The following is an 11,204-nucleotide window of genomic DNA, read 5'->3' on the forward strand; positions in this document are numbered from 1 at the left end:
CGGTGCTCAAGCGCTGCCGAGAGTGGGCGCTGAGTGCTGTCGAAACCAACCAGGGACAAATATCATGACGGTACATAAGGGCGGGTGTTTTTGCGGCGCTGTGGAAATCGAAGTGCACGGAGCCGCCGAGGCAATGGGCTATTGCCATTGCGGTTCGTGTCGATCGTGGTCGGCGTCTCCCGTGAACGCCTTCACGCTGTGGAAGCCTCAGAACGTCAAGGTCACCGGGGGCGCGGAGTTCCTGTCCGGGTTCGAGAAGACCGAAATGAGCGATCGCCAGTTCTGCACGAAATGCGGTGGTCATCTGATGACCGTTCATCCGCCGCTCGGCCTGGTCGATGTCTATGCGGCAACGATACCAGGCGTGAAATTCACGCCTGGAGTTCACGTCAACTACGCTGAGACCGTGCTGCCGATGAAGGACGGGCTGCCCAAGCTCAGGGACTTTCCGGCTGAGCTCGGCGGCTCCGGCATCGCGGTGCCGGAATAAGGCCCGGCCACTGCTCGCCATTTTTGACAACGACAATTCAAGACAGGAGATTGTTCATGGAAATCGCAACATTTCGCGCCACGCAGGAGCCGATCAAGGATCTCTATCGCAGGGATGCGAAGGCCGCGTTCCTCACCTTGAAGGCCAAAGGCGTCGCCGACGCGTCCACCGTGACCTGCAAGGTCGAGACCGGACGCGGGCTGGCGCTTGCCGGCATCCATCCGATGGCCGGGGGCAGCGGCCAGGAACTGTGCTCCGGCGACATGCTGCTGGAGGCGCTGATCGCATGCGCCGGTGTCTCGATGCGGGCGGCGGCGGCCGTGCTCGAAATTCCGATCAGGTCCGCCGAAGTTTCCGCGGAAGGTGACGTCGATCTTCGCGGCACGCTCGGCGTGACTGCGGGTGTTCCAGTCGGCTTCAAGGAAATCCGCTTGCGGTTCGACATCGACACCGACGCTCCCCAAAGTCAGCTCGACCAACTGCTCGAACTCACGGATCGCTATTGCGTGATCTTCCAGACCATCCAGAATAGTCCCAGCACCACGGTGAAGCTGCACCGCGTCATCCAGTGACCAGAAAACCGGCCCGGAAACTCGACTTGAGCGAGATTCCGGGCTGGGAACGGGAGTGCCGGGCAACGCTTCTATCCTTTGACGTAACCCATCGCCTCGACGATCAGCTCGTCCGCGACACGCATCAGGTTGACGCCGCGGATGGAGTTGCCGTCGGCCATGAAGTAGCGCCAGCGGATCGTCGCCCGTTCACCGGCGACGAAGGTTTCCTCGAGGTCGAAGCGCGTGCCGGGCTGGGTGGCGATCGCCGACCATAGGTCAATGCATGCCTCTTTGCCGGCATGGCGGGCGCCGTCCGGCGCCGGCACGGTGTTTTCGATAACGCAATCCTGCGCCACCAACTCGGCAAGCGCGGACGGATCGTGCAACTGGAACACATCGTTGAAGCGACGCATGATCTCGGCCGTCTGCCGGGACAAATCATTCCCGACTGCGTCCATGATAAGCTCCTGTTTCATCATATTCTCCCGGTTTCATCGATCTTTGACGGCTTTGACCAGCACGGCCTTTAGGGTGATCTGAGGCACGCCGGCCAAGGCGCGCGAGACGAGGCAAGTCGCCTTGGCCGACTGCGCCAGGCGTTCGAACTCGTCTTCGGCGAGATCCGTGACCTCCGCCTCCGTTTCGAGCTCGATGCGGGTGATCGTCGGCCCGGCGGCGGTCGCGCCGAGATGCACCTTGGCGACGGTGCGGATGGTGCGGGCGACGTGGCCTTCCTGGCCGAGGATGAAGGTCAGCGCCATCGAGAAGCAGCCGGCATGTGCTGCCCCGATCAGCTCTTCGGGATTGGTGCCCGGACCGTTCTCGAACCGCGACGGAAAGGAATAGGCGCCTTCGAAGACGCCGCTGCCAAGCCGCAGACGGCCGCCGCCTTCCTTCAGCGTGCCTTGCCATTCTGCGGAAGCTTCACGGATGGTCATGGTCGTTCTCCTGGTTCGGGGTTGAAAAGCGGGCAATTGGGTCAGGCGCAGTCGATGACAACCTTCCCGAACACGTCGCCCTGCCGGAAGTGGCGGTACGCTTCGGGGGCTTCGGCAAAGGGGAAGACCCTGTCGATAACGGGCTTGAGGCGATGCTGCGACACGGCGCGCAGCATGGCCTCGAGATTGCTGCGGCTGCCGACGAACAGGCGGCTGATGGTGGCGAGGCTGCGCTGATAAAGCGCTGCCGGCATCTCGATCGATCTGCCACTGGCGTCCTGCAGCGTCAGCAGCACGATGTGTCCATAAAGCGTGCTGGCAATCAGCGACTGCGCGAAGGTGGCCGGGCCGCCGGTTTCGACGACGAGGTCGATGCCGCCTGTCTGCTCGCGCGCCCAGCCGCCCCATTCCGGTATGTCGGTGCTGGAGACAACGAGGTCGGCGCCCAGCGCCCGCAGCCTGTCGGCCTTCTCCGCGCGCGATGTGATGGCGACAACCCGGCAGCCGAGCAACTTGGCGAACTGCAGAGCAAACAGCGAAACGCCACCCGAACCGATGGTGAGAACCCATTGACCAGGCTTCGGAATCCGGGTCCCGGTCACCGCGTTCCAGGCCGTCACGCCGGCGCAGGTTAGCGTCGCCGCTTCGTGCCAGCTCAGATGATCGGGCAGTCGCGCCGCCCATTGTTCGTCGAGCACGGCAAACTCAGTCAGCATGCCGTCCAGCGTACAGCCGAGCTGGTCGATCAGACCGGCATTGATGCGGCCATCGATCCAGCGGGCGAAGTAGCTGCCGGTGACGCGGTCGCCGACGGCAAAACGGGTGACGGCATCGCCGATTGCGACGACGTCACCGGCGCCGTCGCTCAGCGGCACGATGCCTTGCCGCGCCGGCAACGGATAGGTGCCGCCAAGGATCATCGTGTCGCGCCGATTGAGCGAGGCGGCGCGGACTCGCACCACGATCTCATGCGGTTTCGGTTCCGTCCGCGCCTCGTCGCGCATCGCCAGGGATTCGGTTCCACCAAACCCTTCGAGCCGGTAGCTGCGCATGTCACTCTCCTTAATAGTATATAGACTGATCCACATATTATATAGACCGATTGTCATATTCTTGGCGAGGCCTATAATGCGTCACTGCTGACAGAGGTTGACATGGCCAACGACACCCGCACCCGCATACTCGAGACCACAGGCCTGTTGCTCAGGCAGCGCGGCTATCACGGCACCTCGCTCAACGACATTCTGGGCGCCAGCGGGGCGCCGCGCGGCTCGCTCTATTTTCATTTCCCGGGCGGCAAGGACCAACTGGTCATCGAGGTGACGCGCAACAGCGTTGCCGACGTCACGAAAAGGCTGGGCGAAGCACTGGCAGCCGAAAGCGATCCTGCAGTGGCCGTCCATCACATCTACCAGTCGGTCGGGCGCATGCTGGAGGACAATGATTTTTCGCTGGGTTGCCCCATCGCGCCGGTGGTGCTGGATTCACCCACCGATGTGCCGGAACTGGCGGAACTCTGCCGATCGGCTTTCGAGCAATGGATCGGCTTGCTGCGACAGGCCTTCGTCAGGGCAGGGGTGCCCGAACGCCGCGCGCACGCTTTGGCGCTGCTGATCGAATCGTCGCTGGAAGGGCTTATGGTGATTGCGCGGGCCACCCGCGACCGTGCACCGGTGCTGGTGGTGGCCGACGAGGTGGCGGCACTTGTCGAGCAGGCGGTGCTTGCAGGCAAGGTTGCGCGGCAGGCGGACAGCGCCGCCTAACCATCCGCTTTCCAAAACAAAAAAGGGCGCCTCTCGGCGCCCTTTCCGTATGCATAAGCCAGATAGCTTGGATTAGAAATCCATGCCGCCCATGCCGCCCATGCCGCCGCCGCCCATGCCGCCAGGCATGCCGCCGCCAGCCGACTCCTTCTTGGGAGCCTCCGCGATCATGGCTTCGGTGGTGACGAGCAGGCCGGCGACCGAAGCCGCGTCCTGGAGAGCGGTGCGAACGACCTTGACCGGGTCGACGATGCCCATGGCGATCATGTCGCCATACTCTCCGGTCTGGGCGTTGTAGCCGTAGGTCGCGCCCTTGTTGTCGAGGATCTTGCCGGCGACGATCGAAGCTTCAGCACCTGCGTTCGANGTGACCTTGATGTTGGCCGAAGCGCGCAGGAGAGCGACGCCGCCGCCTGCAACGATGCCTTCTTCCACGGCCGCACGGGTCGCGTTGAGGGCGTCATCGACGCGGTCCTTCTTTTCCTTGACTTCGACTTCCGTCGCGCCGCCGACACGGATCACCGCAACGCCGCCGGCGAGCTTCGCCAGACGTTCCTGCAGCTTCTCCTTGTCGTAGTCCGACGTGGTCTCTTCGATCTGCTGCTTGATCTGGGCAACGCGGCCCTGGATCTCGNGCTTCTCCTTGTCGTAGTCCGACGTGGTCTCTTCGATCTGCTGCTTGATCTGGGCAACGCGGCCCTGGATCTCGGCCTTCTTGCCGGCGCCGTCGACGATGGTGGTGTTCTCCTTGGAGATCGACACCTTCTTGGCGCGGCCGAGCATGTTGAGGCCGACATTCTCGAGCTTGNATGGTGGTGTTCTCCTTGGAGATCGACACCTTCTTGGCGCGGCCGAGCATGTTGAGGCCGACATTCTCGAGCTTGATGCCGAGGTCTTCCGAGATGACCTGGCCACCGGTGAGGATGGCGATGTCTTCCAACATGGCCTTGCGGCGATCACCGAAGCCCGGCGCCTTGACGGCGGCGATCTTCAGGCCGCCGCGCAGCTTGTTGACGACCAGCGTGGCCAGAGCCTCGCCTTCGACGTCTTCCGAGATGATAAGAAGCGGCTTGGAGGTCTGCACGACGGCTTCGAGAACCGGCAGCATGGCCTGGAGGTTGGACAGCTTCTTCTCGTNACCGTGATGACGCCTTCATTGCCGACCTTCTGCATCGCTTCGGCGATCATGGCGCCGACCGACTCGTCGCCATTGGCCGAGATCGTGCCGACCTGGGCAACTTCCTCGGAGGTCTTGATCTTCTTGGCAGCTTTGCCGAGAGCCGCGACGACTTCGGTGACGGCCAGATCGATGCCGCGCTTCAGATCCATCGGGTTCATGCCGGCGGCAACGGCCTTGTGGCCTTCCTGGACGATCGACTGCGCCAGAACGGTCGCGGTCGTGGTGCCGTCGCCGGCAATGTCGTTGGTCTTCGAAGCAACTTCGCGGACCATCTGCGCGCCCATGTTTTCGAACTTGTCTTCAAGCTCGATTTCCTTGGCGACGGTGACGCCGTCCTTGGTGATGCGCGGTGCGCCGAACGACTTGTCGATGACGACATTGCGGCCCTTGGGGCCGAGCGTGACCTTCACTGCGTCGGCGAGGATGTTGACGCCGCGCAGCATGCGCTCGCGGGCGTCGCGGGAGAATTTTACGTCTTTAGCAGCCATTTTTTAGCTCCTGGCAGGGGGCTTGCGATCAAGCCCGAAATTAGTTGACGGTGAGGCCGATGATCAGCCGATGATGCCCATAATGTCGGATTCCTTCATGATCAGAAGGTCTTCGCCATTGAGCTTGACTTCGGTNGACCAGCTTGCCGGCTTCGTCGCGAGCGCCGGAGCCGACGGCGATGATCTCGCCTTCCTGCGGCTTTTCCTTCGCCGTATCCGGGATGATGATCCCGCCGGCGGTCTTGGATTCAGATTCGACCCGGCGTACGACCACGCGGTCATGTAGCGGCCGGAAATTCGACTTTGCCATTTTTGGATTTCCTTGGTGCGGATGTTGAACGGTGCTCCGTTGCCGGAGCATGCCTAGCACTCAGCCGAAGCGAGTGCTAACGCGGCAATGAGATAAGCCGCAGGCTCCTGCTAGTCAAGACGGAAGAGCAAAGAGCAAAGAGAAAAGAGAAGACAGCAAAGAGCAGGCAGCAAAGAGCGTGTAAGCATCGAGCCTTTTATGTGAACAATGTCGGGTATCCGACATATATGGGGCGGCTCACCCTTTGTAATTGAGCTTTATTCAGATGGTACGATTGGTGCAACGGGTGTTGCATTTGAACTCATCCAGAGGCTCGCACGGGCCGTGCTGCGTCAGCTTGGTCATGTCGAGCTTCAGAAGGCCATTTTTTGGCATTGGTTCTGTTGCTCCTATTGCCGTTCATGACCAATCCTGCGCGCGTGAGCCGGCCGGCTAGATTCCAACCACGAGAGCGCCGCCGCTGAGACCCGCACCCGCCGCCGCCAGAAGGATTTTCTCTCCTGGCTGGAATGGCTTCATCTGGTTGGCGAGCGAGAGCGACAGCGGGACCGTCGCGGCCGAAGAGTTGCCGTATTCGGCAATCGTCTTGACAATTGCTTGGTCCGCAATGCCGAGGTTTCTTCCGACCGCGCCGAAAATCCGAGTATTGGCCTGATGCGGCACAAACCGGCCGACATTGTGTGGCCGCACTCCCGCAGTGGCTAGCGCGGCTGTCGAGCAATCGGTCATCATCTCGACGGCTTTTGCGAACACTTCGGGCCCGTCGGTCATCGTCATCCGGGTCTGCCCGAGGTCGAGGTCGCCATGGAACGGCGTGTTGCTTCCTCCTGCGGGAATCTGGATCAGCCCGTAGCGCGAGCCGTCCGAAGCCACCGAGGCACCGAGAATGCCCCGATCAGCATCATCGCACTGACCGATCACCAGGGCGCCGGCGGCATCGGCGAACAAGACTGAGCTCGCGCGCTCGGCTGGATTGATGCGGCGGCTGAGGATGTTGGCGGCGATGACCAGCGCTGGTTTGCCATGCAGGCGGGTGAACCCGTCCGCAAACATGAGCGCATAGATGAAGCCGGCGCAGGCGCCGGTCAGATCGACCGCGCCTGCGCGGCCAAGGCCAAGCTTGTGTGCGACCAGCGGCGCGCTTGGCGGCAGAAGATGGTCGGGCGTCGAGGTGGCAAGCAACAGCAGACCGATGTCGTGGCGCGCAATACCGGCGTTCACCAGCGCCATGTCGCCAGCCCGGGTGGCAAGACCCGACAGCGTGTCTTCGTCCGTTGCCCAGAAGCGCGAACGGATTCCGGTACGCCTTTCGATCCAGCCCGGCTCGAGGCCGAGATTGCTCTCGATCTCGGCATTGGCCACCTTGCGCCCAGGCACGTGATGGCCAAGTCCGAGAATGCGCGACGACTTGCTCATGGCCTTGACCCGAAGCGTTCCCCGGCCTCCTCGATGGCGTCATAGAGTCGTTCGAGCTCGTCGCCTGCGATGCAATAGGGTGGCAGAAGGTAGAGGACATTGCCGAGCGGGCGCACAAGTAGGCCGCGCTCGAGGAAGAAAGCGCGCAGCTTCGGACCAATCTCGGCGAGATAACCTGCTGAACCGGTTCGCAGGTCGAGCGCCGCGATCGTTCCCGTGGCTCGACAGTCGGCAAAATATGGATTGTCCCGAAAGCGTTGCAGCCCGACGGCCTGCATCACGCTCAAGGCCGTGATCCGCCCGGCCACTGGCTCGTCGCGCCAGATCTCGACATTGGCGAGTGCTGCCGCACAGGCAATCGGATTGGCGGTGTAGGAGCTCGAATGGAAAAACGTCTTCTTCCGGTCCTCGGAATAGTGCGCCCGGAAGATGGCATCGGTGACAAGCGTTACGGCCAGCGGGATGGTGCCGCCGGTCAAGCCTTTGGAGGTGCACAGGATATCTGGAGAAATCGATGCCTGCTCGCAGGCGAACATGGTTCCGGTGCGTCCCCAGCCGGTCATCACCTCGTCGGCGATCAGCAGCGAGCCGGAGGCCTCAGTGATCTTCTTCAATTCGGCCAGAACCGATGCTGGATACATCAGCATGCCGCCGGCGCCCAGCACCAGCGGCTCGACGATCAAGGCTGCGGCTCGTCGATCGCGGGTCACAGCCTCGAAACGATCCAGCGTCTCCTGCTCGTGCCCCGCGGCCGGAAAGGGGATGATGTCGACCTCGAACAGCAAGGGTTCATAGGCGGCGTTGAACACGCCACGCGCACCGACGCTCATCGTTCCAATCGTGTCACCATGATAGCTGTGCTCCATGACGACGATGCGCGAGCGCGGCGCGCCGATGTTGCGGAAATAACCGAGCGCCATCTTCAGCGCGACTTCGACTGAGGTCGAGCCACTGTCGGAATAGAACACCCAGTCGAGTCCAGCGGGAGCGAGGCCGACAAGCGCCTTGGCCAAGCGCTCTGCCGGCTCGTGCGTGAAGCCCGCAAAGATAATCTGGTCGAGGCTCGACGCGGTTGTCTCGATTGCCTTCATGATGCGGGGATGGCGGTGGCCATGTGTGACGACCCACCAGGAGGAGATGGCGTCCAGGATGCGGGCGCCGTCGGCCCTGTGGAGATAGGCGCCCTCAGTCAGGACGATTTCTGGGATCGCAGGCTCGAGTGCGTGCTGGGTGAAGGGATGCCACACATGAGACTGCGACATCAGTCACCTCCAGTAATCGAGGCGAAGGCGAAGCCGGCAACCATTGCGTCCCTCAGTGTTTTGCCCGTCAGCACATCGAGGTGCGGCAGCCTGCCGAGCTGCGGGGCACCGCTGAATTCCACGATGGTCCGTTGCGTATCGGCCATCTCATCGCCGATGAAAGCGATGCCCGCCAACGGGATGGAGCGGGCGCGGAGCGCCTCGACCGATAGCAAGGTGTGGTTGATGGTGCCGAGTGTGGTGCGGGCGCACAGAATAACGGGCAGCCGCCATTCAGCGAAGATGTCGATTAACCTTGTGCGCCGGTTGAGCGGCACCATTAGGCCGCCGGAGCCTTCGATGACGAGCGGCGTCGGTAGGACGGGAAAAGCAAGATCGGCAGCCTTGATCGCCACGCCGTCGATCTCGGCCGAACGATGCGGCGACAGCGGGCTCCGCAAGCGGTAGGCTTCCGGCAGCACGCGCTCTGAGGGCAAGCCGGCAAGCCGCGCCACAACCTCGCTGTCGGTCTCGCCGTCGAGGCCCGATTGCACCGGTTTCCAGTAAAAGCCGTCCAGCAAACCGGCGAGCCCAGCCGCAAACACGGTCTTGCCAACTCCGGTATCCGTTCCGGTGATGACGATGCGTTGGGTCATATCGCCTCCGGTGATGTTTCGGCGAACACCTCGACCAGCGCCTCGACCATGGCGGAAATGTCGGCTTCGCCAATATTGAGCGTCAGTGAGATGCGCAGCCGCGACGTGCCCTCGGGCACGGTCGGAGGACGAACGCCGCGTATGTCGAAGCCGCGGGCCTGCAGGCGCGCCGCCACTGCCATGGTGCGCCTTACATCGCCGATTACTAAGGGCTGGATCTGAGAGCCACTTGGTGTCACACCCCAGCGATTGACCAACCGGCCGGCGCTGGCGACGCGTTCATGCAGCTGAACACGCCGCATAGGCTCGTCGGCGAGCATTGCGAGTGCCTCGCGCGCCACGACCGCCATCAGTGGCGATGGCGCGGTTGCGTAGATGAATGGACGGCAACGGTTGATCAGATATTCGCACAGTGCCCTCGGCCCGGTGACGAGCCCACCAGATGCGCCGAGCGCCTTGCCGCAGGTGTGGAGCGCTATGATGTTGTCGCGGCCCTCGAAAGCGGCGGCAAGCCCCCGGCCATCCGGTCCCCAGACGCCGGTGGCATGCGCCTCATCAATGACGATGAATGCGCCGTGCCGATCGGCAAGTGCGACCAGGCTCTCCAAAGGCGCGCAGTCGCCATCCATGCTGTAAAGGCTTTCCACCGCGATCCAGACGCATCCCATGCCGCCTGCGACGCGCCAACGTGTAATCGCATCCTCGACAGCGGTGGCGTCGTTGTGCGCGGCCAGCACGAACTGTGCGCGCCCGGCCTGCGCACCCTCATGCATGCTGGCATGGGCGAGCTCATCGACAACCAAAAGATCGCCCTTGTGCGGCAGGGCGCTCAGCAGAGCGAAGTTGGCGATGTAGCCGCTGCCGAAGAACAGCGCGCGGTCGGCTCCAAAGAATGCCGCCGCGTCTGCCTCGAGCTGCTCGTGTTCCGGTGCATTGCCGCGCAACAGCCGCGACCCGGTGGCGCCAACCGGCGTGCCCCGCGCAATCGCCGCCACAACCGCATCGCCAAGTCTTCTGGACGCGGCCAGCCCGAGATAGTCGTTCGACGAGAAGTCCAGCCCGGCGCGGGGCGAAAGCGTCCGCAGCCGGTCCTTGCGCGCTAGCCCCTGCAAGGTCGCATCATAACGGGCAAGCGGCGCCCCGTTCATTGCGCCTCGAGTTCCATCGGATCGATGCCAAGGCGCCGGAACAGCAGGGTATCCTTGTCCTCACCGGGATTGTCCGCCGTCAGCAGCGTGTCGCCGAAGAAGATCGAGTTGGCGCCGGCAAAAAAGCACAGCGCCTGCATCTCGTCAGTCATCGCGGTGCGGCCGGCGGACAGACGGACATGCGATTTCGGCATCATGATGCGCGCCAGCGCGATCACGCGCACGAATTCGATCGGCTCAATGGGCTTGGCGTCTGCAAGCGGCGTACCGGCGATCGGGATCAGCATGTTGATCGGAACGCTTTGCGGATGTTCCGGCAGATTGGCCAGCGTCACCAGCATGTCGATCCGGTCCACCGGCTCCTCGCCCATGCCGACAATGCCTCCACAGCAGATCTTGATGCCGGATTTGCGAACGTGGTCAAGCGTCTCGAGCCGCTCGGCAAAGCTCCGCGTACCGATGATCTCGCTATAGTAGCGTTCTGACGTATCGATGTTGTGGTTGTAGTAGTCGAGGCCCGCCTGCTTCAGTCGAGCGGCTTGCTCAAGATCGAGCATGCCGAGTGTCATGCAGGTCTCCAGGCCCAGCGCCTTGACGCCTTCGACCATCGCCACCACCGCATCCATGTCGCGCGCCTTGGGGTTTCGCCAGGCCGCGCCCATGCAATAACGGGTGGCGCCGGCATGACGCGCCTTGGTCGCTTCGGCGATGACGCGCCTGACATCCATCAGCTTGGACGCCTCCAACCCGGTTTCGTGACGCGCCGACTGGCTGCAATAGCCACAATCCTCCGGGCATCCTCCGGTCTTGATGCTGAGCAGCCGGCTGAGCTGGACCTTGTTTGGATCGAAATTCTGGCGGTGCACCGTTTGCGCCAGGAAGAGGAGATTGTTGAAGGGGGCATGGTAAAGCGCCTGAGCCTTCTCCAAGGTCCACGCCCCAAGGTCAGGGGGGTCAGGGGATTGAGCCTGTGGCGATGTCTGCGTTGAACTTGCCGTTTGCATCTCCATGCTGTTCCTC

11 protein-coding genes and 2 pseudogenes are annotated in these 11,204 nt (G+C 62.8%); 3 read left to right on the forward strand and 10 right to left on the reverse strand.

Going from position 1 to position 11,204, the window contains the following annotated elements; translation table 11 throughout:
- Positions 1 to 64: 64 nt before the first annotated feature.
- Complete coding sequence (locus X751_RS159155; protein WP_023715197.1) at positions 65 to 490, forward strand: GFA family protein; 426 nt, start codon at positions 65 to 67, stop codon at positions 488 to 490.
- A 56-nt stretch (positions 491 to 546) separates the two neighbouring features.
- Positions 547 to 1,062, forward strand: coding sequence for an OsmC family protein (locus X751_RS159150; protein ID WP_023671510.1), 516 nt, complete (start codon positions 547 to 549; stop codon positions 1,060 to 1,062).
- Positions 1,063 to 1,133: 71 nt separating this feature from the next.
- Here X751_RS159150 and X751_RS159145 read toward each other — a convergent pair whose 3' ends face one another.
- From X751_RS159145 to X751_RS159135, 3 genes are read right to left on the reverse strand one after another with little or no spacing between them, the layout of a single operon-like run.
- On the reverse strand, positions 1,134 to 1,520 hold the full coding sequence (locus X751_RS159145) for a nuclear transport factor 2 family protein (RefSeq protein ID WP_023712744.1): 387 nt from the start codon (positions 1,518 to 1,520) through the stop codon (positions 1,134 to 1,136).
- Positions 1,521 to 1,535: 15 nt separating this feature from the next.
- Complete coding sequence (locus tag X751_RS159140) at positions 1,536 to 1,982, reverse strand: OsmC family peroxiredoxin (RefSeq protein WP_023684306.1); 447 nt, start codon at positions 1,980 to 1,982, stop codon at positions 1,536 to 1,538.
- Positions 1,983 to 2,023: 41 nt separating this feature from the next.
- The gene (locus tag X751_RS159135) at positions 2,024 to 3,034 is read right to left on the reverse strand and encodes an NAD(P)-dependent alcohol dehydrogenase (RefSeq protein WP_023743977.1); all 1,011 of its coding nucleotides are present in this window, start codon (positions 3,032 to 3,034) and stop codon (positions 2,024 to 2,026) included.
- A 102-nt stretch (positions 3,035 to 3,136) separates the two neighbouring features.
- On the opposite strand from X751_RS159135, the gene X751_RS159130 reads away from it, so the two are divergent.
- A complete protein-coding gene (locus X751_RS159130) occupies positions 3,137 to 3,745 on the forward strand; it encodes a TetR/AcrR family transcriptional regulator (protein ID WP_023684303.1) in 609 nt (202 codons plus the stop codon).
- 72 nt (positions 3,746 to 3,817) lie between these two features.
- Here the strand turns inward: X751_RS159130 and X751_RS01000000163510 are convergent.
- From X751_RS01000000163510 to bioB, 7 genes and pseudogenes are all read right to left on the reverse strand, one after another.
- Positions 3,818 to 5,413, reverse strand: a pseudogene (locus X751_RS01000000163510) (chaperonin GroEL).
- Positions 5,414 to 5,476: 63 nt separating this feature from the next.
- A pseudogene (locus X751_RS01000000163515) lies at positions 5,477 to 5,723 on the reverse strand (co-chaperone GroES).
- A gap of 432 nt (positions 5,724 to 6,155) precedes the next feature.
- On the reverse strand, positions 6,156 to 7,139 hold the full coding sequence (locus tag X751_RS159125; RefSeq protein ID WP_023685574.1) for a beta-ketoacyl-ACP synthase III: 984 nt from the start codon (positions 7,137 to 7,139) through the stop codon (positions 6,156 to 6,158).
- Positions 7,136 to 8,401, reverse strand: coding sequence for an adenosylmethionine--8-amino-7-oxononanoate transaminase (locus tag X751_RS159120; protein ID WP_023673641.1), 1,266 nt, complete (start codon positions 8,399 to 8,401; stop codon positions 7,136 to 7,138). Before X751_RS159120 ends, X751_RS159125 begins: the two co-directional genes overlap by 4 nt.
- On the reverse strand, positions 8,401 to 9,036 hold the full coding sequence (bioD, locus tag X751_RS159115) for a dethiobiotin synthase (protein WP_023673640.1): 636 nt from the start codon (positions 9,034 to 9,036) through the stop codon (positions 8,401 to 8,403). The genes X751_RS159120 and bioD overlap by 1 nt, the downstream gene beginning before the upstream one ends.
- A complete protein-coding gene (locus X751_RS159110; RefSeq protein WP_023743979.1) occupies positions 9,033 to 10,184 on the reverse strand; it encodes an 8-amino-7-oxononanoate synthase in 1,152 nt (383 codons plus the stop codon). The genes bioD and X751_RS159110 overlap by 4 nt, the downstream gene beginning before the upstream one ends.
- On the reverse strand, positions 10,181 to 11,188 hold the full coding sequence (gene bioB, locus X751_RS159105) for a biotin synthase BioB (protein WP_023743980.1): 1,008 nt from the start codon (positions 11,186 to 11,188) through the stop codon (positions 10,181 to 10,183). Before bioB ends, X751_RS159110 begins: the two co-directional genes overlap by 4 nt.
- Positions 11,189 to 11,204: the final 16 nt, after the last annotated feature.

Origin of the sequence: Mesorhizobium sp. LNJC394B00 (assembly GCF_000502555.1) — a bacterium.
Classification (GTDB): domain Bacteria; phylum Pseudomonadota; class Alphaproteobacteria; order Rhizobiales; family Rhizobiaceae; genus Mesorhizobium.

Coding starts and splice junctions, on each gene's coding strand:
- X751_RS159120 (WP_023673641.1), bottom strand. CDS start 8,401: ATGTCGCAGTCTCATGTGTGGCATCCCTTCACCCAGCACGCACTCGAG.
- X751_RS159110 (WP_023743979.1), bottom strand. CDS start 10,184: ATGAACGGGGCGCCGCTTGCCCGTTATGATGCGACCTTGCAGGGGCTA.
- X751_RS159135 (WP_023743977.1), bottom strand. CDS start 3,034: ATGCGCAGCTACCGGCTCGAAGGGTTTGGTGGAACCGAATCCCTGGCG.
- X751_RS159150 (WP_023671510.1), top strand. CDS start 547: ATGGAAATCGCAACATTTCGCGCCACGCAGGAGCCGATCAAGGATCTC.
- X751_RS159140 (WP_023684306.1), bottom strand. CDS start 1,982: ATGACCATCCGTGAAGCTTCCGCAGAATGGCAAGGCACGCTGAAGGAA.
- X751_RS159155 (WP_023715197.1), top strand. CDS start 65: ATGACGGTACATAAGGGCGGGTGTTTTTGCGGCGCTGTGGAAATCGAA.
- bioB (WP_023743980.1), bottom strand. CDS start 11,188: ATGCAAACGGCAAGTTCAACGCAGACATCGCCACAGGCTCAATCCCCT.
- X751_RS159145 (WP_023712744.1), bottom strand. CDS start 1,520: ATGAAACAGGAGCTTATCATGGACGCAGTCGGGAATGATTTGTCCCGG.
- X751_RS159125 (WP_023685574.1), bottom strand. CDS start 7,139: ATGAGCAAGTCGTCGCGCATTCTCGGACTTGGCCATCACGTGCCTGGG.
- bioD (WP_023673640.1), bottom strand. CDS start 9,036: ATGACCCAACGCATCGTCATCACCGGAACGGATACCGGAGTTGGCAAG.
- X751_RS159130 (WP_023684303.1), top strand. CDS start 3,137: ATGGCCAACGACACCCGCACCCGCATACTCGAGACCACAGGCCTGTTG.